21 protein-coding genes are annotated in these 24,182 nt (G+C 35.2%); 8 read left to right on the top strand and 13 right to left on the bottom strand.

Annotated elements, in window-relative coordinates:
- The first annotated feature begins 17 nt into the window (after positions 1-17).
- Positions 18-1,646, top strand: a complete 1,629-nt coding sequence (locus BM361_RS14145) for a sulfatase family protein (RefSeq protein WP_074979686.1) — start codon at positions 18-20, stop codon at positions 1,644-1,646.
- A 96-nt stretch (positions 1,647-1,742) separates the two neighbouring features.
- Here the strand turns inward: BM361_RS14145 and BM361_RS14150 are convergent, their stop codons facing one another.
- Positions 1,743-3,689 carry a M1 family metallopeptidase gene (locus BM361_RS14150; protein ID WP_074979687.1) on the bottom strand — a complete coding sequence of 649 codons (1,947 nt, stop codon included), beginning with the start codon at positions 3,687-3,689 and terminating at the stop codon, positions 1,743-1,745.
- Positions 3,690-4,026: 337 nt separating this feature from the next.
- On the opposite strand from BM361_RS14150, the gene BM361_RS14155 reads away from it, so the two are divergent.
- Positions 4,027-4,773: an LOG family protein gene (locus BM361_RS14155; RefSeq protein WP_074979689.1), complete on the top strand. Its 747-nt coding sequence runs from the start codon at positions 4,027-4,029 to the stop codon at positions 4,771-4,773.
- Between the two features lie 396 nt (positions 4,774-5,169).
- The gene (gene pfkA / locus BM361_RS14160) at positions 5,170-6,156 is read left to right on the top strand and encodes a 6-phosphofructokinase (RefSeq protein ID WP_074979691.1); all 987 of its coding nucleotides are present in this window, start codon (positions 5,170-5,172) and stop codon (positions 6,154-6,156) included.
- Between the two features lie 64 nt (positions 6,157-6,220).
- Here pfkA and BM361_RS14165 read toward each other — a convergent pair whose 3' ends face one another.
- Complete coding sequence (locus BM361_RS14165; protein WP_074979694.1) at positions 6,221-6,916, bottom strand: Crp/Fnr family transcriptional regulator; 696 nt, start codon at positions 6,914-6,916, stop codon at positions 6,221-6,223.
- Between the two features lie 367 nt (positions 6,917-7,283).
- The gene (locus BM361_RS14170; protein ID WP_254785840.1) at positions 7,284-7,724 is read right to left on the bottom strand and encodes a nicotinate-nucleotide adenylyltransferase; all 441 of its coding nucleotides are present in this window, start codon (positions 7,722-7,724) and stop codon (positions 7,284-7,286) included.
- A 221-nt stretch (positions 7,725-7,945) separates the two neighbouring features.
- On the opposite strand from BM361_RS14170, the gene BM361_RS14175 reads away from it, so the two are divergent.
- A complete protein-coding gene (locus BM361_RS14175) occupies positions 7,946-8,626 on the top strand; it encodes a hypothetical protein (protein ID WP_074979825.1) in 681 nt (226 codons plus the stop codon).
- Positions 8,627-8,683: 57 nt separating this feature from the next.
- Here the strand turns inward: BM361_RS14175 and BM361_RS14180 are convergent, their stop codons facing one another.
- Positions 8,684-9,520 carry a universal stress protein gene (locus BM361_RS14180; protein WP_074979696.1) on the bottom strand — a complete coding sequence of 279 codons (837 nt, stop codon included), beginning with the start codon at positions 9,518-9,520 and terminating at the stop codon, positions 8,684-8,686.
- A 158-nt stretch (positions 9,521-9,678) separates the two neighbouring features.
- Here BM361_RS14180 and BM361_RS14185 point away from each other — a divergent pair, with 158 nt between their 5' ends.
- A complete protein-coding gene (locus BM361_RS14185; protein WP_074979827.1) occupies positions 9,679-10,434 on the top strand; it encodes an SDR family oxidoreductase in 756 nt (251 codons plus the stop codon).
- A 20-nt stretch (positions 10,435-10,454) separates the two neighbouring features.
- On the opposite strand, the gene BM361_RS14190 is transcribed toward BM361_RS14185, so the two are convergent.
- From BM361_RS14190 to BM361_RS14230, 9 genes are all read right to left on the bottom strand, one after another.
- Positions 10,455-11,486, bottom strand: coding sequence for a zinc-dependent alcohol dehydrogenase family protein (locus BM361_RS14190; protein ID WP_074979698.1), 1,032 nt, complete (start codon positions 11,484-11,486; stop codon positions 10,455-10,457).
- 8 nt (positions 11,487-11,494) lie between these two features.
- Positions 11,495-13,882: a phosphoenolpyruvate synthase gene (gene ppsA, locus BM361_RS14195; RefSeq protein ID WP_074979700.1), complete on the bottom strand. Its 2,388-nt coding sequence runs from the start codon at positions 13,880-13,882 to the stop codon at positions 11,495-11,497.
- Between the two features lie 97 nt (positions 13,883-13,979).
- Positions 13,980-14,609, bottom strand: coding sequence for a phosphoribosyltransferase (locus BM361_RS14200; protein ID WP_074979702.1), 630 nt, complete (start codon positions 14,607-14,609; stop codon positions 13,980-13,982).
- 5 nt (positions 14,610-14,614) lie between these two features.
- A complete protein-coding gene (locus BM361_RS14205) occupies positions 14,615-15,265 on the bottom strand; it encodes a dienelactone hydrolase family protein (protein WP_074979704.1) in 651 nt (216 codons plus the stop codon).
- Positions 15,266-15,576: 311 nt separating this feature from the next.
- A complete protein-coding gene (locus tag BM361_RS14210; protein WP_038261993.1) occupies positions 15,577-16,413 on the bottom strand; it encodes a universal stress protein in 837 nt (278 codons plus the stop codon).
- Positions 16,414-16,784: 371 nt separating this feature from the next.
- Complete coding sequence (locus BM361_RS14215) at positions 16,785-18,194, bottom strand: TolC family protein (RefSeq protein WP_074979707.1); 1,410 nt, start codon at positions 18,192-18,194, stop codon at positions 16,785-16,787.
- Positions 18,194-19,546 (bottom strand): HlyD family secretion protein, encoded by a 1,353-nt coding sequence (locus tag BM361_RS14220; RefSeq protein WP_074979709.1) that lies wholly within the window; start codon positions 19,544-19,546, stop codon positions 18,194-18,196. The genes BM361_RS14215 and BM361_RS14220 overlap by 1 nt, the downstream gene beginning before the upstream one ends.
- Positions 19,527-21,224, bottom strand: coding sequence for a peptidase domain-containing ABC transporter (locus BM361_RS17265; protein WP_074979711.1), 1,698 nt, complete (start codon positions 21,222-21,224; stop codon positions 19,527-19,529). The genes BM361_RS14220 and BM361_RS17265 overlap by 20 nt, the downstream gene beginning before the upstream one ends.
- Positions 21,224-21,895: a TetR/AcrR family transcriptional regulator gene (locus tag BM361_RS14230; protein WP_074979713.1), complete on the bottom strand. Its 672-nt coding sequence runs from the start codon at positions 21,893-21,895 to the stop codon at positions 21,224-21,226. Before BM361_RS14230 ends, BM361_RS17265 begins: the two co-directional genes overlap by 1 nt.
- Positions 21,896-22,221: 326 nt before the next feature.
- Here BM361_RS14230 and BM361_RS14235 point away from each other — a divergent pair, with 326 nt between their 5' ends.
- Genes BM361_RS14235 through BM361_RS14245 form a run of 3 tightly spaced genes read left to right on the top strand, consistent with a single transcriptional unit; the run spans position 22,222 to position 23,816 of the window.
- Positions 22,222-22,794 carry an RNA polymerase sigma factor gene (locus BM361_RS14235; RefSeq protein ID WP_275126004.1) on the top strand — a complete coding sequence of 191 codons (573 nt, stop codon included), beginning with the start codon at positions 22,222-22,224 and terminating at the stop codon, positions 22,792-22,794.
- Between the two features lie 2 nt (positions 22,795-22,796).
- Positions 22,797-22,979 carry a hypothetical protein gene (locus tag BM361_RS14240; protein ID WP_074979715.1) on the top strand — a complete coding sequence of 61 codons (183 nt, stop codon included), beginning with the start codon at positions 22,797-22,799 and terminating at the stop codon, positions 22,977-22,979.
- Positions 22,980-23,000: 21 nt separating this feature from the next.
- Positions 23,001-23,816 carry a mechanosensitive ion channel family protein gene (locus tag BM361_RS14245; RefSeq protein WP_074979717.1) on the top strand — a complete coding sequence of 272 codons (816 nt, stop codon included), beginning with the start codon at positions 23,001-23,003 and terminating at the stop codon, positions 23,814-23,816.
- Positions 23,817-24,182 lie beyond the last annotated feature (366 nt).

Below are 24,182 nucleotides of genomic sequence, written 5' to 3' on the forward strand. Positions count from 1 at the left end.
CATAAATTAAATAGATCATGTTAAATTCAATTCGAAGGTTATTTTTCTTTTTATCGTTACTTCTTGTTTTTGTTGGTTGCAATCAAGCGAAAAAACCATTAGTTAAATCCCCTAATATTTTGTTCGCAATCATGGACGATGCTACTTACAAGCATATGTCTGCCTATGGTTGTACCTGGGTTCATACTCCTAACTTTGACAGAGTGGCTAATAATGGGATCTTATTCAACAGGGCTTATACACCCAATGCTAAATGCGGTCCTTCAAGAGCGAACATTTTGACGGGGAGAAATTCATGGCAACTGGAGGAAGCGGGAAATCATTGGGCTTATTTCCCGACGAAGTTTAAGGTGTTTACGGAAGTTTTAGCTGAAAATGGATATAAAGTGGGTTATACTGGAAAAGGATGGGCTCCCGGACGTGCATTTAATGAGGATGGTACGAAAAGAGATCTGTTAGTTCAATCTTATAATGAGAACGTACTATCGCCTCCTACTTCTGGTATAAGTATTACGGATTATGCCGAAAACTTTAATGAATTTTTGAGTGAAAAAGGAGAAGAACCTTTTTTCTTTTGGTATGGAGGTTGGGAACCTCACAGGTCTTATGAATATGGATCCGGTATTGCAAAAGGAAATAAAAAACTTAATGATATAGAAGACTCGGAAATATTTGAATTTTGGCCTAAAAACGATTCGATTAGAACTGACTTACTGGACTATGCTTATGAGATCGAATATTTTGATAAACAATTAGGTAAAATGATCGATAAGCTGGAAGCGGCTGGAGAATTAAGTAATACGATTATTGTTGTAACGTCTGATAACGGTATGCCTTTTCCCAGAGTAAAAGGACAAGAATATGAATATTCTAACCATTTACCACTTGCTATCATGTGGCAAGAAGGTATCGAGTATAAAGGAAGGCAAATTGACGATGTAGTTAGTTTTATTGATTTTGCGCCTACCTTCCTTGAACTTGCTGGAGTAGATGTGAATGACACAGGTATGAAGCCATTAACGGGCAAGAGTCTTGGCGATATTTTTTATGCCAGAGAGGAAGGGATTATTGACTCTACCAGGAATACTGTGTTGATAGGGAAGGAAAGGCATGATGTAGGTAGGCCCGATGATCAGGGTTATCCAATTAGAGGAATCATAAAAGATAACTTCCTATATCTTCATAATTTTAAAACTGACAGATGGCCAGCTGGGAACCCTGAGACCGGATATTTGAATGTGGATGGGGGGGCTACCAAAACGGTTATATTGAATCAAATTGAAGATGGAAGTTTAACGGAATATTGGAAGTTGTCATTCGGAAAAAGACCCCAAGAGGAATTTTATGATCTCTCCAAAGATCCGGGTTGTATAGAAAATCTTGTTAGTAACACTGATTATAATTCTTCTAAGGAACGTCTTAAAGCGGAGTTGTTTGATCGATTGAAACAACAAAGTGATCCGAGAGTATCAGGGCAAGGAGATGTGTTTGACTCTTATAAATATGCTGATAAAAGAGGTGTGCATTTTTATTCACGTTATATGGAGGGAGATTCAAGTTTAGTATGGAGTTGGGTGAATGATTCCGATTTTCAGAATCTCGATTCGTTGAAGGCTTCTTCAGAACAAGTTAAAATTAATGAATAACTGAATTATATCTGTAATAATATGAATTGAAAGCAGGGGATATTTAAAGTTAAAATCAAAAAGAGGCTTCTATTAGAAGCCTCTTTTATGTATTTATTAATTTCCTGAAGAATTTGATGGCCAACTATCGTTAGCACTATTGATATCAGGTATAAGCCTTTCGGGATCTATCTGGATGCTTTTTATTTCGTGATCTGTTTTATAAAAATAATTCCAGGTATCTCCTCGATGCCAAATTTCTACCGGCATCACCAGGGTTTTATTGGTTCCATCTTCAAACAAGATTTTCATATGTACGGGCATTGGTATTTCACCAAGGTTACTTAAGGATATGATATACCCTCCATTTTGTTTATGGGCACCTGTTATGGCGAGGTCAATATTCCCATTACCATAGAACCATCCTCTCCAAAACCAATTTAAATTTTCACCCGAAGCATTTTCCATGGCATTGAAAAAGTCTGAAGGTTGCGGATGTTTATAAGCCCAGTTTTTAATGTAGGTTCTGAATGCATAGTCAAAACGTTCCGGACCTAAAATATATTCTCTTAACATATAGAGTCCTAAAGCAGGTTTGTAGTATGCCGTATTTCCTAAATTTCGGGTATCCACAATGTCAGGGTACGTATTAATACCTTCTCTCGTTTTTTTAGAAAAATAAGTTAAGTTGGCTCTTGGTTTTCTGGCATTGCCTTTATACTCTCCGTTGTTAAACTCTAAGTGGGCATAGGTATTGATAAAGCTGTTGAATCCTTCATCCATCCATGGGTATAGTCTTTCGTTTGATCCTACGATCATTGGAAACCAGTTATGTCCGAACTCGTGATTGGTAACTCCCCAAAGGCCATTAGTTTTTGCTGTTACTTTACAAAAGCTGAGTCCGGGATATTCCATTCCCCCAACATTCGAAGCAACATTAACGGCATTGGTATATGGGTATTCAAACCACTTGTTAGAATAGTGTTCTATGGCGGCTTTGGTGTATTCTGTTGAGCGTCCCCAGGCATCATTACCAGAAACTTCAATTGGATACACAGATTGTGCGACACATTTGTTCTCACTGGCAAGCTCAATTTTTGCGGCATCCCAGACAAATGCTTTTGAAGAAGCAAAAGCTACATCTCTGGTGTTTTCCATTGCAAAATGCCATGTAATTGTTCCTTTTTGTTTAGGACGTGTATTTGCATAGTCGGTTACTTCTTCAGGTGTAATTATATAAACTGATTTCTGGCTTTTTTCTGCTTGGCGCATTCTGTTTATTTGCGTTTTGGTCATTACTTCTTTTTCGTTGAGTAACTTACCTGACCCAGCCACGATATGATTGTAAGGCACAGTAATTTTATAATCGAAATCGCCATATTCGCAATAGAATTCTCCAGCCCCTAAGTAAGGTTCGGTATTCCATCCTTTAACATCGTCATAAACAGCAACCCTCGGATACCACTGCGCCAGGGAATAGATAATTCCGTTTTTAGTTTTTTGTTGTCCCATTCTATCCATTCCAGATTCCGGAATTTCATAGGAGAAATTCATGCTAATAGTTGCAACCCCTCCATTTGCAGGTATTGGTTTGTCTAATGTGACCTGCATTCTGGTGTCTGTAATTATGTAGGAATTGAGGGCTTCACTTCGTCCTATTTTTGCCTTAAGGTCTGAGAACGTATAGCCTTTATCGGTATCACCAGAATACCTGTTTCCTTGTATAGGAGTTGTAAGCGTTCCTCTGGATTCTTTCTTGAATCGATTTTGGGATAGGTATAGCCAAATGTAATCTAAGTCTTGGGGACTATTATTTGTGTAGGTTAGTTTTATTTCTCCAGAAATTGTATGTGTTACATCATTTAAGGAAACATCGATTTTATAATCGGCTTCATTTTGCCAATATTCAGGTCCCGGCTCTCCGGATGCCGCTCTATATGCCGATCCTTGCCTATACATAATGGGATCAAAATCTTGCTGATTGTTTTTAACCACTTCTTGTCCTATACCCAAAAGGGGCCAAAGGAGCAAGACAACAATAGCTCTACTTACTATCTTTTTCATATGGATTAATTATTAATAATATTTGTTGGCACACAAATTAAGCTTTCTTGTAAAGACTAAGAAGGAAGACCTACCTCATTAACATATTTTGATCAAAAATCACCTTATTTTAGACGAATCATTCATTGTCTATAGGCCATCGGTTAAATTTTAGATGAGGGTTGAAAATTAAATGATTTATGTACTACTTTGATTATCGGTACTTCACTTCTTATTGTTGAAGATTTCTTGCCGGGATCCCCAAAATTGAATGAAATAAAAAGCATGGATAAATGTCATTGAGAATCAGGTTGATTATAAATAACTTAGTTGTTGAAATCATTTAATTCGCGCTGATATGAATAAAATGAATACCATACCGAAGAAAACCCTTGTATCCAGCGAATCATTATTTGTTAGAGGTCCTTTATCCCGATTGAGGGAGTTGTTGTTTTCTTTCCGGGTACAATATCATTTTATAAGAGCTTTCCGGGCGATGCATTTTGTTGGGCCTTGTGTGACCATATTTGGTTCTGCAAGATTTAATAAAGATTCTGAGCATTACAAGAATGCTGAGCACATTGGAGCAGCTTTGGCTAAAATGGGTTTTACAGTAATGACCGGAGGTGGCCCGGGGATCATGGAGGCAGCGAACAAAGGGGCTTATCTGGCCGGAGGAAAATCTGTAGGGTGTAATATTAAGTTACCGTTAGAGCAAATTCCTAACCCATATTTACATAAATGGATTAATATCCCTTACTTTTTTGTTCGTAAAGTTATTTTGGTCAAATATTCATATGCCTTTGTGGTAATGCCCGGAGGGATGGGTACTCTTGATGAACTTTTCGAGTCTCTTACGCTCATACAGACGAAAATAATTGAAAATTTTCCTGTGGTTATTTTTGATTCTGATTATCACAAAGAGCTATGCCACCATATTCACCGTATGGAAGAGGAGGAGAGTATCAGCAAAAAAGACAGAGAGCTACTTTTTGTAACTGATTCTGTGGATGATTTAATAAGACATATCGATAAGTTTGCAATTAAGAAGTATGATCTAAAGGAGAAATCTGCGAAGCCTAAATGGTGGTTTGGCGAGACGTAATAACATCAAAGTAATCTTTACGAAATTAAATTTATAAAATCACTGTATTAGAATGATCAGAATCACTAATGTATATAATGAATGTCATTGTATTCATGTTATTCTGACACCTATCTTTGATAGTATCAAGTTAGGGATAAAAGGTTGACTAACTCTTAGTCAGGCTAGGTGTTATATTGATTTTTGAAACTTAGGTGTTGTTTTTGCACTTATTGGAATAAGTCTTATGATTCTTAGTTAGATTCTGAAAACACTATGGTTGGATGATAAAGCCATAATAACAGTAGCTTGAAGTTTAAAATCATACTTAAAAGTGAGATTTTAAGTTAAGCGGGAATTTACGAATTCCCGCTTACTGTTTGTATCTGACAAATTGTTTTTGAGACTTTGGTAAAAATGGAGCAGAGAAAACGAAAAATAGCTGTTTTAACTTCCGGCGGGGATGCTCCGGGTTTAAATGCTTGTATCAATGCTGTTGTAAGGACTGCGATATATTATAACTATAGCGTTTTAGGAGTTCGAGATGGTTATGAGGGATTAATTACCGGACGAGTTATGAAACTTGACCTTACTGATGTAAATGACATCATACACTTAGGAGGGACCATTTTAAAGACTTCTCGTAGTGAACAATTTAAGATTAAGGAAGGTCGACTTTTAGCATATGAGCAACTAAAACAAAAGGACATAGATCATTTAATTGTTATTGGAGGTGACGGGTCGTTGAAGGGAGCTAGCATTTTTTCAAAGGAGTACAATGACATTTCCATTATTGGAATTCCCAAAACAATAGATAATGATATTTCGGGTACCGATTATTCCATTGGTTATGATACGGCTTTAAATACGGCTGTTTCAGCAGTGGATAAACTACGTGATACTGCAGAGTCCCATAATCGTATTTTTATTGTAGAAGTTATGGGTCGTGACGCGGGATATATAGCCTATGGAACTGGTCTTGCGACAGGTGCCGAGGGAATTTTGATTCCAGAGACTCATATGGATCATGTTTATTTACTAGATAATCTGAGACGAAATTGGCATGAGAAGAGAAGTTCATTAATCTTAATTGTTGCTGAAGGTGATGAAACCGGTGGTGCAAGAAGGGTGGCAGAGGAAATAACGAACTATTTAGGGAATAAGGAAATCAGAATTTCCATTCTAGGTCATATACAACGCGGTGGATCTCCTACAGCCTTTGATCGTATTCTGGCAACTCAATTAGGTAATATGGCTGTAACCTTTTTAAATAAGGGTGCTAAAAATGTAATGGTTGGTTTTCAAAGACAAGAAATTATCACTATACCTTTAAAGGATGTTGGGAGAAGGAGCATGTCTCTAAATGAAAAAGCCTTGAAGTTGTTGGAAATCATGACTTCATGAAAATAACATGAAATATTCTTAAAGGCTGACTTATACAATATTTTTTTCTTGTCAGCTACATCTGTTAATCATATAGATGTGAAATTTCTAAAAGTTTTTGGGCATTTAAGATATAAATCTTGGTACCATTGGTGTCTATGATACCTTCTTGTCGAAATTCCGAAAGGATTCTGTTTACCGTTTCTTTGACTGTACCGATTAATCCAGCCATGTCTGCCCTGGTCATAAATAAACTATGTGGTATTTCTTCATCTGTACTATCATTGTTTAACTGATTATCTAGTGATAATAATAGTTGTGCAAGCCTTCCTCTAACAGGTTTATACGCCATGTTGGTCGCTTTTTGTTCAATTTTGATAATATGGGAACATAACTGTTGTATAAAATGTTCGAACAGACCTTCCTGTTTTTTAATAGTTTCTAAGAAATTAGTTTTATGAATAAATAGGACTGTAGTATCTTCTAGTGCTACTGCAGAATTATTATATCGACTGTGATTTAATAAACTGATATGGCCGAACATATGACCATCTGAGGCTATTTTGACTACAAATTCTTTCCCATTACAAGCATTTCTGCTAATTTTTACAGTTCCATTTTTTATTATGAAAATTCCCTGAGGAGAGCTGCCCTGGAAATAGATATACTGTCCTTTTTTAAAATGAAGTATATCATCGATATCCTCAACCAGGTTCCAATTAACGGCCTTAGTCAATGGAGAACTTTGTCCATTAACTGCAAATACGTCACTTTTCCACATCACTACTTGTTTTTTAATGGCACTTTAATTAATTAACTGGAAAGTAGTGATTTTTATCATTGGTGAAAATGATATATCTCATGTTGTCTTGATTTAAATTACTAAAAGTGAGGTTGTTGAAACGAATTCGATCGATTTTGTTGATGTGGTCGAAATTTGAATTATATCGATATGGTTTCATAAGAAAGGATGATATGAAAAGGATGTTTTTTGATATTATTTGAATAAGTGTTCAAATTTTTTGTATCGCCTCAATGGTTAGGAAAAGAGACTTCTTAAAAAAACACCCTTTGTGTTTATATTACATGAAATTACCTTTCTCATCTGATTTCACTTTAATGAGTTGGTCGCCATTTTCCAGTTTCAATTAATATATTTTTTTAGAAACCTCTTGTCCCTGTCGATAACTCACCCTGTATACATCTCCTTTTACTGTCCATCCGGGAAATCTTTTATACAATGCCTGATTTACCTCTTTAGGGAGGTTAATATTTTTAAACCTTTCAATGGTTTTAATAATATTACCATCTTTATCATAAACAGCCACAATGGTACCTTGTGGGATGTAAAATGAAACGGTGTAGGTGTCGTATTCATCACTGTATAATTCTGAACCTTTAAGGTCGTAATGCGCTACTTTTTCTTCCAGTAATTTTACTGGAATAGCCGCATCTTCAGAACCAATACTTTGAAGGTATTTATAGTTAACAGCACTTACTACCACTTCAGATAGTTCAATGTCTTGTGCCCATGTTGTGGTCATACAACCAACGATTGCAATGATCATCCAGCTCCATAATTTTTTCATGATTCCAGGTTTTAGGTACTTAAAAAGTTTTCAAGTATCATTTCAAAATTAGCTAACCTTCTAGTTGAAAAGAATGATCTATATCGTCTGAGTAATGATTAATGTTTTATGATCTAGTGATGAAGGAAGTTTTATTTAATAAGTGATGTTAGTCATTTTATTATCAGTTTGTCGGTTGTAATTTAGATTTCAAGAATTCACTTCATTTAACCATGGGGATTATGAATAGCTCTTTTAAAATACGGCAACTTATCAGGTATTATAAGGATCTAATATTGATTAGTTTGACTTTGTTATTTCTTAACTGTTCTTCAGTGAAAATGACAGGTAGTTGGAGGAATGAATCTTACCAGAAATACATTCCCGAAAAAATTTTAATCATTGGTGTTACCCCTAATTTAACTGCACAAATGATATTTGAAGATAAGCTGGCAAATGAGTTCAGATTAAGGGGCATTTTAGCAAGTACAAGTACTTTAATTTTTCCGGAAAGGTTTATAGAAAATAAGCAATCGGAGTTACAGATTCAAGAAGAAATTGACAATTTATTAGATCAGGAGTTTGATGCAATACTGGTAACTGCGGTAAGAGGTGTTGATGAAAGGCAAGCTTATAGTGAAGGGTACGCCAAGACGGATTATTATTGGAGGAGATTTAAAGGGTATTATTTCGTTTATCAGGATATTTATTACAATCCGGGTTATTATGAAAAATATAATGTTTATCATATAGAATCTTCTTTGTTTCATTTAAATCCACTTTCAGGCGAATCTTCCCTAGTCTGGGTTGCAAATTTTGATATGGTGGATCCTCAGGATCTAGGGTCTAGTGTTAATGACTATGTTGAAAACATGGTAAAAGCCCTTGAAAAAGAGGGTATACTTGTGAGCAAAGGAAATTGATTTGAAGTTAAATGCCTTTCGAGCTTCTTATGTTTAATTTTAAACAGATGAAATTAATTATGAATGATGCATTATCAGAAGAGGTATATTACTGTAATGACTAATACCTTTTAATGTTTGTTTTTCCATCAGTCTATAAAAGAAGCTATGTTTTCTGTTTACCAGTGCTATAAGGTCGGCTTCCCGACTTTGAGCAAAACAACTTACTCCTAATGCAGGCTCAATATTTGTAAGGGCATGAACTGTATATTCCAAACCACTAAGTTTTTCTTCGAGTAGTTTTTTGTTTTCAATTTGAGTGTTGGATAATTCTTCATTTTCATTGATATGTAAGACCTTAATTGTAGATTCATAGTCTTTGATGAAATCAATAAAGGTTTTTATTTCTCCACTTTTACTGGCAAATTCGTATGATGTTGGGAATACAACTTCTTTTAGCCCTTTAAAATTAGCTTTTTCAGGAACAACGACTACCGGACAATTCATTGTTTTTTCCATTACAGCAACGGCATTGCTGCCGTATGAAGTACCTTTAATATTTTTTACACCTTTTGTTCCCATAATAATCAAATCAATAGCATTTTGTTCTACGATGTTGTTTATGGCATCTATAAGGAAATTATTTTTTGACTCCAGGATGAAATGATGTCTGGGATTTTCTTTGGACTTCAATTTTTTTAATATGATTTTTAATTTCTCATTGGATTTCTTTGAGGCTTCATCGTATGACGGGTTTCCGGGTTCTGGAGCCATCATGTTGGCTGTTGTAAAGGGGACTGAAAAAACATTGAGAATATAAAATGTACATTTCTTATGCTGCAATAACATTACGGCATACTGAATGGCATTCCATGCGCCATCTGAAAAATCAGTTGGTAATAAAACTCGTTTCATGGGAATAATTATTTTATACGTTTATTTATCTGTAATTCAGCTTAATAAAATTACGGTATTGTAGTTTTTGTTGAGGTGACTTAAATCATTCCAGAGCCTTTTTTTAGTCATTTTAATTTTTGGTTAGTCGGATTAAATTGGTCTTTTATAAAATGATAATGGAACTCCTTTTTAAAAATAAAGTGGCTTTAATTACAGGAAGCAGTTTTGGTATAGGAAAGGCCACTGCGGTGGCTTTTGCACAAAAAGGAGCTCAGGTGGTTCTTGTGGATTGTGTAAAGGATGATGAAACTTTGAATTCTATTAAAAAGTTGGGAGGAGAAGCTATTTTTATTGAATGTGATGTAGCTGATGAAAATGCAGTAAAAGCTATGATCGGCAGGGTAGCTGAGGTTTACGGGCAATTGGACTTTGCCTTCAATAATGCTGGTGTCGAGGGAGAACAAGCTAAGACTGCTGATTGCACCGTTATAAACTGGAATAAGGTTTTGAATATAAATTTGACGGGGATCTGGTTATGTATGAAGTATGAAATTCCATTTATGTTGAAACAAAAGAAAGGCTCGATAGTGAATACATCTTCGGTTGCTGGAATGATGGGTTTTATGGGAATGCCTGCTTATGTTGTTTCCAAGCATGGAATTATAGGTTTGACAAAGACTGCTGCTTTAGAATATGCAAGAGAAGGTATTCGAGTGAATGCAGTTTGTCCAGGCGTAATTAAAACCCCAATGATAGATCGTGTAACCGGAAAAATAAAAGAGGAGGAGGAGAAGTTTGAAAATTTGGAACCTGTTGGAAGAATGGGCCTTCCGGAGGAGGTTGCGGAAGCCGTTTGTTTTCTCTGTTCTGATGCTGCATCTTTCATAACAGGTCATGCCATGGCAGTAGACGGAGGGTGGCTTGCTCAGTAGGAACCAAATAAAAGTAACTTCTATGGGTTGATTTGCAGGACTTTTGAACCTTTTGACGCTCCTTTATAAATTTTAAGGAGTGCTACGTTTGCCTGCTCTAGGGGATAGATATCATTGGTAGGTTTAATGGCTGCAATACTTGCTATTTTTAAAAAGTCGTCTACATTTTTACCTGTAATGTTAGCAACAGTTTTAATTTCTTTTTCCATCCACATGTGTTTTTTATAAGAAAGTTTGAGTAAATATTCTTTATCTGTATTTTGCTTACGGATAGCATTAATAATGAAACGCCCTCCCTTTTGAAGGTTATCAAGGCCTTCGATCACAGGTTTCCACACCGGGGTCGTATCGATGATAGCATTGGCTTTTTCGGGGGCCTTTTCTGTGATATCGCCACACCATTCTGCTCCCATTGATCTTGCAAAGTTTCTCTGAGATTCATTACGTGCAAAAACATAAACTTTTGTTTGTGGATAAAGGTGTTTTACTAATTTCATTACCAAATGTCCGGAGGCACCAAATCCTGTAAGTCCTAAAATTTGATTGTTTTTTACACCACTTAGTAATAAAGATCGATAGCCTATCGCTCCAGCACATAATAATGGAGCGGCATCAGGGGCAGTTAAATTGGATGGAATACTGTAGGTATGTTTTTCATTGGCAGTCATATACTCAGCATAGCCACCATTAACATCTCTTCCTGTAGCCTGAAAGTGATCACATAGATTTTCTTGTCCACTTAAACAGTACCAACATGTACCACAAGCGTTATAGATCCATGCTACACCTACACGATCACCGACCTTGAACTTGGAGCAATCGCGTCCAATTTTTTCAACCACACCAATTGCCTGATGTCCGGGTATTATGGGTAATCGGGGAGGAGGGGTTCGTCCTTCAATTTCATCTAACTCCGTGTGGCATACCCCGCAAAATGAAACCTTAATGAGCAGCTCATTGGGTTTTGGAACCGGGATTGGTATATCGACCAGTTCCAGGGGGTTTTGGTTTTCTTCCAGGGAGGTGAGTTCCTTTAGGATCATTGCTTTCATATGCTAAGTTATTCTTTGTTAAGTGTAATCGCCTCGGCTTTGTTAATGTTCTGAATTCCTTGTATCAATGCATCGGGATTAAAGGATATACTATTAATACCAGATTGGACCAAAAACCTGGCAAAATCAGGATAATCACTTGGAGCTTGTCCACATAAGCCTATTGTAGTATGAGATTTTCTCGCTTTTGCAATGGCCATAGCAATCATTTTTTTGGCTGCAGGATCATTTTCATTAAAGAGATCGGATATCAGAGCTGAATCTCTATCTACTCCTAGGGTTAATTGGGTAAGGTCATTGGAGCCAATTGAAAAACCATCAAAAATGGCGGCATACTCTTCGGCCAGGATTACATTGCCAGGAATTTCAAGCATACAATAGATTTCTAATTGGTTCTGTCCTTGTTCAAGGCCATTCTCTTTCATGATTTCAATGACCCTTTTACCTTCACTAAGAGTTCTGCAAAAGGGGACCATAACCTTCAAATTAGTAAACCCCATATCATCACGAACTCTTTTAATGGCTTGACATTCGAGTTTAAATCCCTCTTTATAAGCGTCACTATAGTAGCGAGAGGCTCCACGAAAACCCAGCATAGGATTTTCTTCAGAGGGTTCAAATTGCTTTCCTCCGATAAGATTTGCGTATTCATTTGTTTTGAAATCACTTAAGCGTACTATCACTTCTTTTGGGTAAAAGGCAGCAGCAATTGTTGCAATTCCCTTAGAAAGTTTATCGATAAAATATTCTCGTTTAGAATTATAGCTGCTTGTCATAGTTTTGATCTGTTGTTTTGCAGCTTCATCTTTTATAATTTCAAATGCAATTAATGCCATGGGATGAACCTTGATGAGGTGGGTAATTATGAACTCCATTCTTAACAGGCCTACCCCATCGTTTGGATAGAATGATAACTCAAAGGCTTTATCGGGGTCTGAGAGAATTAGTTTCGCTTCTGTTTTAGGTTTATCAATGGTTGAGAAATCAAGATGAGATTCTTCAAAAGGTATAATGCCCGGGTAAATATATCCGGTATGTCCAGAGGCACATGAGACTGTAATTTCCTGATTATCTGTTACAACCTCTGTGGCATTTATGCATCCTACTATAGCCGGCACATCTAATTCACGCGCTACAATAGCAGCATGGCTTGTTCGTCCGCCTTTATTGGTGATTATGGCATTTACTTTCTTTAATAAGGGATCCCAATCTGGTGTAATTGCATCAGTAACGATAACGTCTCCTGTTTGTAGTTTGTATCCTTCAGCCGGGGAAGACAGCAATCTAACTTTTCCATGGACAATCTTTCGTCCAATGGCATTCCCTTTGACCAGCATTTTTCCTTTTTCTTTTAATTTATAGCTGGTATAGGTCGTTTTTTGTTGACTTTTATGAATCGTTTCCGGGCGGGCTTGAATGATGTATAATTCATTATTATTTCCATCTTTCGCCCATTCGATATCCATGGGTTTTTGGTAATGATGTTCAATTAAGATACTCCAATGAGCCAGTTGTCTTATTTCTTCATCTGACAATATAAATTCACTTTGTTTTTGAATGGGAGTATCTATGTTAATAGTGGAAGCCTGATCTTGGGAGGTTGCATAGATCATGGTTTTTTCTTTTAGTCCCAGTTTTTTTTGAATAATACCTGAGAAACCCTTTAGTAGTGTAGGTTTATGTATTATAAATTCGTCTGGGTTTACCGTTCCCTGTACCATATTTTCACCCAGGCCCCAAACACCTGAAAGTAATACCACCTTATCAAATCCAGATTCAGGATCTAAGGTAAAACCTACTCCCGAACAACCTTTATCAGAACGAACCATTATTTGAACTCCAACAGAGAGGGCTACATCCTCGTGTTTAAATCCATTATCTTCACGGTATTTAATAGCTCTATTCGTATATAGGGAGGCAAAACATTTTTTTACGGTAATTAATAATTGGTCATTCCCCTTCATATTCAGAAAACTATCGTGTTGTCCGGCAAAACTGGCATTGGGTAAGTCTTCTGCCGTTGCACTACTTCGAACGGCCATTTCAATAGCTTGCTTATTATCGGTAATATCATGATACGCTTTGATGATATCGTTTTTAAATTGATTTGAAAACTGACCATTTAAAATAAGTTGACGAGCCTTAGCACCAATTTCGGATAGGTTGGAGTAATTTATTCTATCAAGTTCTTTTAGAGTAATTTCAAGTTTTTTGTTTATTTTATTTTCGCTTAAAAAATTCCAATAGGCCGCTGCTGTAGTCGCAAAGCCATTTGGTACATTCACTCCTTCTTCCGATAACTCATTGTAAAGTTCACCTAATGATGCATTTTTACCACCTACACTTGCTATATCGCTTAACAATATGTCTTTGAACATTTTTATGTTGAGGCTCATTATTATTGTTTTTAAATGAATTTTGTCAGTAACTAATTTACTTTCAATGATTTGTGATTAAAATGAGGGATGTCATTCCATAGGGTGTTTGTTATAACTAATTTGAAAATTCTTTGAAAAGTTTGATGGCTTCACTGTCTTTAACCGGACTGAAATCTTTGTAATATTGACCTACTGCATAAAAGTCAGCGGGCTGCTCTAAGGCGATCATTTGATCTACATGAGGTGTATTCTTGATTTTATTGAAAGCGGAAATAGAGGACACAGGTACTGCTATTATTATTTTGGAAGGGCGTTCTTTTGCAATCAGGTTAATTGTAGCTATAATGGTATTTCCGGTAGCGATTCCATCATCTGTTAAAATAACAGTTTTATTGGTTAATGTTTTTCGTTTTAAGCCTTGATAATACGTGTCGTATCTTTTTTGCAAATTCTCGCGTAAATGAATTATTTGATTATCAATATAATTCTTGGATACATTTTCGGCATCTTTACCTAATACAACACTTTCTAAACTTAAGGCTCCAATTGCAAATTCCGGGTTGTATGGATGTCCTATTTTTTTAGTTAATACAATATCCATTGGTAGTTGTAAGATTTTTGCAATGGTTGCTCCTACGGGTATTCCACCTCTAGGAATGGCTAAGATGATAGTATCCGGCCGCTCTTTATATGACAGTAATTTTTCTGCGAGCATTGTTGCGGCTTCAATTCTGTTTTTAAACATAACAACTATTCTTTAGGTACATAATTAGTAAACCAATAAGTGGCATGTTTGGTTACTTCCTTTAATTTTCCCGGGGCTTCGAATAGGTGATTTGCTCCGGGAATGATTTCTATTTTCTTAATTCCATTGATTGCACGGAAAGCTTTTTGATTTAAGTTGATTACCGTGTGATCCAGACTGCCAATAATTAATAATACAGGTGATCTTACATTATTAAGTTCAGCGTCCAAAACTAAATCCGGTCTACCTCCCCGAGAGACCACAGCACGAATATCGGTACCTAATAAGGCGGTGGCTTTTAAAGCTGAAGCAGCGCCTGTACTTGCTCCAAAATACCCAATGGGTAGTTTAGAAGTTTCTTCTTGATGCTGTATCCACCTGGTGATGATAACCAACCTATCAGTAAGCAAGTCAATGTTAAATCTATTTTCGTATATGGCATCTTCCTCAACGGTTAGCAAATCAAATAGCAGGGTAGCAAATCCGTTATTGTTCAATTCATTGGCAACAAAAGTATTTCGTGGACTTAGCCTGCTGCTACCACTTCCGTGTGAAAATATAATAATCCCTTTTGGGTTGCTAACCAGAGTCAGGATTCCTGGGAGACTAATACCATTTACCGGAATTTGAATATTTTTTTGGTTAACAGCATGCATAATTGAATTTTAAAAAGTTTGATAAAATAAAGCCAGCTTCGTAAAAATTGAGGATGCATTTACCATTAGGAAATTATTTTAAAAAAATGCTTTGTTATTGATAATTGTCATAGTTGAAACTTCGTTTTGATATTATATTTGATTTGGTTTTAAGTTGTGATTAAATAAATGATTCTTTCAGGAGAGTAAATGCATTTTTGAAATGGAAAAGCGTACTGTCGACTACTGAGTTGACCTTACACCGAGAAAAAAATGAATTTACATTTCCTGTGGAGCAGGGGTTTTTAAAGCCCCTGCTTTTTTATGAAAATTTATGATGCCTGGTGTATTACCAATAGTGGAGCTTTTGGATGATAATTAACACTCTTAATGGTTAGAGACTCTTTAAATCTTGACCAAAAACTATGTTCTTTACTTATTAGTGCCACTAAATCACCTTGCATGCTCTCAGTAAAGCATTTAATTCCCATGGCTGGATCAATATTAGATAAAGCATGGAATGTATAATGCAAACCTTCTAATTGATCTTCCAGTGCAAATTTGTTAGCTTTTTGTTCTTCTGATAATTCGTCTTTTTCCCGAATATGCAGAATTCTGATATTCGATTGATATCTTGTAATTATATCTTTGATTGGTTTTAACGAATCGTCAGTATAGGCTTCTTCATAGGAGGATGGTAAAATAACTTCTTTGAATCCATAAAATTTAGACTTTTTTGGAATTACTAATACCGGGCATTTTGTTACTTTTTCAATCACTAATACGGCATTGCTTCCAAATCCTACTCCTTTATTATTTCGGGATCCTTTAGTTCCCATAATGATCAATTCGATGTTTTTTTCTTCCACCACATCTTTAACAGCATCTAAAAAGAAATTGTTTCTGGATATTATTTCGAAACTGTGGTTAGGATTCTCTAAAAGTTCTAATTTGTGTAAAGTCTCTTTTAATGAAGCCTGACTTACGCTCATGGCTGTATCAAAGGCAGGGCTCACCTGGTTGGCGCTAACCAAATTTGAAGCATATAAAACGTCAAAAGTGTTTAGTAAACAGAAATGGCATTCTTCATCTTTTAAAAGTTTCAAACCATAATGAATCGCATTCCAGGCACTTTCTGAGAAGTCGGTTGGTAATAAAACACGTTTCATAATCTATTATTTATAAGTTTAATGCTGTTTAAAATTACAACCTTCAATTTCTTATAACTATGATTTAAATCATATAGTTAGCTGATTTTAAGTGTGTTGTGTGTTTTTGGTATGAGGGGGTTGGAAAATATTGTGACGCAAGAAGTGTAAACTTCTAGGTTCCAGGTGCTGTTTTTATATTATAAAAGTGTAATGCTTTTCAAAAATAGTATAGTCCCTGCTTAATATATAAATTTAAGTATAGTTCCAAACATTAACATCATCAAAAAGGGTGTGATTTAAACGATCAATTACTTGCTGAAGGGTATGTTGAAGCTGCTACACTAATTGTGTTTTGTAATCAAGATATTTGAGAATATTCAATGGGGTCTTCAGCCTTCTGTAAATTGAGGTATGATAGCCCACACTCTGAATAATTCAGCTTGAAGTTTTAATAATTTATTGTTTAGTTGAATCTGTTTCATATTGGCTTCTATTAGGTTGTTCTCTCTCGTGTTTATCAGGAACAAGCTACTACCGCCTAATTCAAATTTGCGATTTTCTGCGTTCACCATTGTTTGATGGCTTTTTACTAGGAGCTGCATTTGCTCTATTTGCTTTTTGAGCGTATTGATTTCAATCAATATGCTCTTAATTTTGTTTTCCAGAATAATTTCCGTGTTGATCAAATCGAACTTAGCATTTGCTTTTTTCAGTTTTGCAAGCTCTAATTCTCCTCGTTCTTTTCTTAAAAAAAGGGGAACACTAACCTGAACGCCTATCTTGTAATTATCATTTATAAAATAATCCCACTGATTACTTCCGTTTAAAAAATTATACTGAAGATCTATATCCGGTAATAATTTATTTAGTTTTAATCGTCTTTCATATTCCAGGGATTCAATCTTCAACCCAAGAGATTTAATTTTGGGATGATTTTCAATGTTTTCTGATTGTAAAACCTGATTGGTTTCAAGGACCTCCTCTAATTGATCATGTGATACTTTTGTTGGGTAGATGTTCTCCTTGAGCTCAATAGGTGTATTCTCTTCAGCCCATAAAAAACCAGACAACTTTAGGGAAGCCTTTTTCAAATTTAAATTGGCCTGCTCCAGCTCAAGTAAACGTTTTTGATGACTAATACCTGCTTCTACGGTATCTATGGCAGGTTTATCACCTGCATTGTAGCTCTGAACAACACCTTTTAATCTTACTTCGGCATTCTTAGTAAAACTCTTAAATATTTTTACCTCAGTATAAGTTTGTAGCCAATTAAAATACGTTATAGCTGCATTAAAAAGGATTTCATTAATAGCTATATCCTGATCGAATTTAGCTTGTTCCTGATATAGTTTAGCTTGTTTAAGGGTTGTTGTTCTTTCATTAATCAAAAGGTCCTGGCCTATTGGGATGGCGATTCCAGCGGTTATCATACCGTCGTCCGGCAGGGTGTTTTGAGGATTTAAATACGCACCAGAATTTTTATCATAGCTTGCTTTAAGCTCAACACCAAACCAGGTTGGGATTTTAAAACTGGTGTTAAGAAGTTCGTAATACTTTTGATCTTTATATTGTTTTTTAGCCAGGCTTCCCTCTATTTTTGGGTCGAAGGAGCCTCTGGCTTTACGAAGTTTAGCCTTTGCAGTTTCGTCTATAAGTTTTGCCTGCTTTACGATGGGGTGGTAAGCTTTAACTAATTGTAGGTATTCCTCAAAACCCAAGTATAGCGTATCCTTGGTCTGTGCCATTACAGGCCATGGGAAGAAACAAAGTACAGATATTATCAATAATAGTTTTTTCATTAACCTTTTTTGCTTTCAGATTGTGAACTTTTTGGGGTATAATAATTTGGAGGAAAGCCATTTAATTTACGCCATAATTCATACCAGATAGGCACATTTTCTAATAACGCAATGGTGCTGGCTCCGGCTCCGATACGCATTTGTTGAGGCCATTCCTGTTCTTCTTCATCAGGAGCGAGTAAAACACGGTATTTACCATTTTCACTAATATAATTTTCTATTGCAACAATTTTAGCTCCATAGGTTCCATAAGATATATTTGGCCAACCACTAAATACTATTGCCGGCCATCCATCAAAACGAACTCTCACCTTCTCTCCTAAATGAAGGAGTGGTAAATCGATTGGGCTGATATAAGTTTCCACTGCTATATCATAATCAGCGGGCATAATGCTCACTAATTTTTCTCCTTCTTTGAATGTTTCCCCAATTCCACTTTGAAGAACTTTATTGATATAACCAGACTGTGGGGCTCTTACATAGTACAGATCATTCCTTTTTTGATAATTAGCATAGGAGGTTTCTAATTTACTAACATCTGCAATGGTTTGAAATCGGTCTGTTTCGGCTGTTGCACGATCGCTTTCAGCCTTACTTATTTTGTCGTTGTAGGCAGCTGAAATTCTGCTGATATCGAGTTCTGCATTAATCAAATCATTGCGGCTTGCCAGAAGTTTGTTTTTTTGTGAAATTAATTTAGCCTGAGTCTCCTGAAGCTTAAGTTTTTTCTCTTCAACACTTGCAACGGATTTCAACCCTTCTTTTTGAAGTTGTTCTGTACGATTGTATTGACTTTCGGCAATGGACAAATTGGTTTTGGCAGCTTCGAGGTCGATACTGTCACTAACCAACTTTAGCCTTGTTTGCTCAATTTTATTTTTAGCTTGTTTTAGCTTCAAATTTTTCTCGGTAACCAAAGCATTCACCTGAGACCTTAACGATTTTATTTTTTGTTCATAGGATCCTACAGATTGTTTTTTTGCATCTAATTGTTGCTCTGTCCGATTTATTAGGTTTGGATCAAAGTATTCCTGTTTTACTTCGGATATGAATAAGATGGTATCTCCTTTTTTTACAAAATCACCTTCACTTACAAACCATTCTTCAATTCTTCCAGGGATTGGTGATTGAATGGTTTGTGGACGTTGATTTGGTTTTAATGTCGTAACGTATCCGGCTCCTGAGACGGTTTGTGTCCAAGGTATGAAAAGGATCATAATAGCCAGGATGCTAAGTATGATCACAAACCTGTTAAATGGTTTGTACTTTCGATCTTTCAAAACCTTTTTACCAGCTTTGAAGTTTCGAAGGTCGACCTTTTCATTTAAAGCATTATGCGTTATATTCAACATGACTTCCAGATGTTTTGTTTAATATTCCATTATCAAGTTCGAAAACCTGATTGCAGTATTTTTCCCAAATCGGGTCTCTACTAGTTACGATGATTGACCAATTGTGCTCTTTACTAAATAAAAACTCAATAATTCCTTTTTCTTCTTCAAAATCCATTTGATCTAGTGGATCGTCCAAAATAAGTACAGCAGGTTTTCTAAGGATACTTCGGGCCAATACTATCTTTTTTGATACAGAATAAGGAATGCCCAAACCTTCAGGATAAAGTACAGTGTTTAACCCATCAGGCAATTTCCTTACAAAATCAAGTAACCTCATGTTTTTAATTGCCCAATGTATTTCTTCTGTAGTAATGTCTTTATTTCCAAAGGTCAGATTGTCATAGAGGGTACCTTCAAAAGGTGTTTCCTCACTAAGGGATTGACCCAAACGAGCCCTGTAATGGTTGAGATTAATACTATGTTTAGATATATCATTCAGGTATATATCTCCTCTTGAGGGTTCTATAAGACCAGCTATTAGTTTTAATAACGTGGACTTTCCAGAGCCATTTTTACCTTGAATAAGTATTTTGTCATTAGGGTTTATTTTTAGATTAATATTTTCCAGGATCGTTTTATTATTAAAGCCTTTGAAAGCTACATTATGAAGTTGAATAGATATAGGTTGATTTATGGCAAACGGAGCCTCACCTTCCTGACTTTCGAGTTCTTTGTCAACCACCTGACCAAGTTTCTCTAACGAGGTTAGTATGTCATAAAATGATTCCAGACCTGTGATCATTTTTTCAACAGAGCTAATAATTAAGAGAATTATAATTTCTGCCGCCACAAATTGGCCGATGTTCATTTGTTGATTCAGCACCAGAATTCCACCAATAATTAGCAATCCTGCGGTGACCAATACCTTGAATCCTATCATTAAGATAAATTGAATCCGTATGATTCTAAAATGACTTTCTCTGGCGTCAAGGTAATGACAGACAAGTTCATCATTTCTATTTATCGCATGATTGGTATTACCGGAAATTTTAAAGCTCACCAATGTTCTGGCAATCTCCTGAAACCAGTGAGCGACCTTATATTTGTACTTACTTTCTACAATGCTCGTTGCCAGTCCTTTTTTAGCTGTTAATCGAAATACCACATAGATAAGAAACACCATTAGGAAACCGTAAACTATAAAGAGTGGATGATACAACGACAGTAAAATCAGTCCGAAAATTATTTGTACCAGGGCTGCAGGAAAATCCAATATAATCTTTGGTAATGCTTTTTGAATAGTAAGTACATCAAAAAATCTGTTTGCCAGTTCTGGCGGATAGAAATTTTTGAGCTGTTCCATTTTGATTTTTGGAAAACGATATGAAAACTCAAAAGACGCTCTGGTAAATATTTTTTGTTGAATATTTTCCAAAATTCGAACCTGCATCAACTGGAATATTCCAACAAAGGAAACACCGAGTGTTACCAACAGTATTAAGACAATCCACGAGGTTGAAATTCTGGCGCCTTGTATCAGATTAACAATCGCCTGAATTCCCAGGGGAACAGAGAGACTAAGTAACCCCGCCAGGATCGCATAGTATAGAATTTGCAGGAAATCTTTTTTATCCAGTTTTAATAAACCAGTAAGTCGTTTCCAGGTATTTAGTTTTTGAGAATTATTTTCTTCCATTAATTTAAAATTTTATCAACCATGTCAACAAAAAAGTCAGATGGTTTTTTATACTCCTCGTATTCATGAAGGGATTTAAAATGGGTGATGATAAAGTGTTGATGAATTGATCCATCAATTATATTACTGGCCAATGAACTAGGATAAGGGTACTTAGGATTTACTTCTAAAATCATTTCTCTTAATCTGTTCACCAGTCTTTTATAGGTTTGGAAATACCCTTCTTTATTTTCTTTGTCTACGTTTTTTGTCAGGAATGATTTAGCGGAATCATTAATAATGATATTATTTAAACTTACCTCGTTTATGTGTTCAAATTTGTCGTCTTCCTTAACAACTTCACTAAGTACTTCAATGGCCTTAATTAACTTATTTTTGGGGTCGGATATGCTATTTGTTGTAAATACAAGTTGATATTCTTTCCATCCCCAGTACCATGAGGTGAGGTATACCAAGAGTTTATGTTTATTTTCAAAGTAGCGATATAAAGAACTTTCATTAGACTTAATTCTGTTCCCCAGCTTCCTGAAGGTGAAATCTTCAAATCCGATTTCATCTATTAATTCTATTGAATGTTGAATAATTCGTCTTCCAAGATCTGTACTTTGAGGATCTTTGAGATAAATACCTTCATTAATTGAAATTTTTAAGTCTCGTAATAGTGTATTCATGGCTCATTTTTTTTGCAAATAAAATACAATTCCTTTAGAAATAAAAGTAATAGTCTTATCAATAATAGTATTACTATTAAATTTATGATAGTTTTATGAAAATTTGTTATTAAATAGATAAGCATGTGTTTTTCCAAATGCCAATTCAGGGATTAAGCAGCCTACTGCTTTTAGACGCTTCAATACTTAAAAATTAAATGAAAGGAATTTTAGATATCTTGGACTAATCGTTCATACCCTACCCAAATAATATTTTTCTTAAAGTGACTTAATTAAATCTTATGTGTCAAAATATAGTGATAGCACTATGTTAATAATCCATAAGTTTGGAACAAGCAAAAATTGATAAGAATTTAACGGATGAAGATCTTGTAGGCCGCATTGTTAAAACGAATAACACACATTTATTTGCTGTACTTTACGATCGTTATGCTGATGTTGTATATAACAAATGCCTGAGTTTTTCAAAATCAACTGAGGAAGCCCAAGATCTCACTCATGATGTCTTTGTACACTTATTCGTTAAGTTGAGAACTTTTAAGGGTAAATCTAAATTTTCCACCTGGCTGTATTCATTTACATATAATTTTTGTGTCAACTATGTACAAAGGGAACTCAAGAAACGTAAAGAGAAATTTATAAGCTCAGAAGAGATGGGGTACTTTTCCGGCGAGTCTGTTGAGATTAGTGATGAAGATATATTTGATCTTAAATCGGATAAGTTGGAGAAGGCTCTAAAGTTAATAGACCCTGATGCCAAAATGATATTGTTGATGAAATATCAGGATGATTTTAGTATTAAAGAAATAAAAGAATCATTAGATATTGGAGAGAGTGCAGTTAAGATGCGTTTGAGTAGGGCCAAGAGCCGATTGATTGAAATCTATAAAAATCTTTAGTTATGGAAAATCCTTTTAAGAAAGTAATACATAACGAGAAATTACCTGAAGTAATTAAGGATAAGGTAATGAGCGATGTTGCCATGATTAAGTTGACTCTAGACATGGCCGATTTATTTGCTGTTAAATATCCAGAGTCTTTGGAAGAACTATTAATGATTGCCAGAAGAAATAAAAATAATTAATCCAGTAAAACCTGTTAGATAATGAAAACTACCATTGATTTAAGATTATTAGAGAATTTGTTAGAGAGTATTTATGAAGTTACCCCCAAGTTAATAGGTGGGATTGTACTAATTATTGTTGGCTGGCTTGCATTGAAAATGATATTGTTTGTGATTAAAAAGTCATTGAAATTAACGCGTATAGATGATTTGGCTAAAAAGTTTTACGAAAATAATCCCATTCTATTATCAACGATAAAATTAGAGCCAACCAAAGTAATTCTATTCTTTGCTAAATGGTTTTTAATTTTGGTTTTTGTAATTATTGGGGCTGACATGCTTGGATTAACAATGATATCAAATGAGATCGGAAAATTAATAGCCTATCTTCCAAAATTCTTTAGTGCCATTCTAATATTTGTTTTAGGAATTTATGGAGCCGGACTCCTCCGAAATGCCCTGGCAAGTCTTATTAAGGCATTTGATTTGAATGGTTCAAAAGCCATAAGTCAGATTGTTTTTTATATTTTATTTGTGATTGTTGCAATCATGTCTTTGAGTCAGGCTGGAATCGATACGAGTGTTATTACTAATAACATGTTTTTAATTATGGGTGCTTTTTTGTTGGCCTTCACTTTAGCTTTGGGACTGGGATCGAGAGATGTTATTCTTAGGCTTTTGCTTGGCTTTTACTCAAGAAAGAACTTTCAAATTGGTCAGCGAATAAAGATAGATAATGTCGAGGGTGAAATTATAGCCATTGATAATATTTGTTTGGTGTTGATGAGCAATAATCAAAAAACAGTATACCCAATTAAACAGGTTGCCAGTAAGAAAGTGGAGATTTTAGAAGGTTAATATGTTTATTCATTGTGTGTTGAGGAATTTGTTAGAATAAAGTTTATAACAATGTGACCAATTCTACTTTTTTGTGTCTTAATAGATATAAGAGAATTAAAAAAACTAAAGCCCTTGGAAAACGCAATCTTATTAATAGTATCATTACTACAAATAACAGGACTTATTATTTTGATTGTTTTTAGCATAAAAAGCGTTATTGATTATAGAAGACTAAAAGAGAGATATTTGAATATGCAAAGTATTGATATCATAAAACAAAAAGATTTTACTTCGTATTTATAATATTTAAGAGTACATGGTTTTATAACTATGTAGTTTGGTTTATTTGGTTTAAGGCCCAGCGTTTGTTGGGCCTTATTTTTT

The organism is Zhouia amylolytica (genome assembly GCF_900116365.1).
In the GTDB taxonomy this organism is placed as follows: domain Bacteria; phylum Bacteroidota; class Bacteroidia; order Flavobacteriales; family Flavobacteriaceae; genus Zhouia; species Zhouia amylolytica.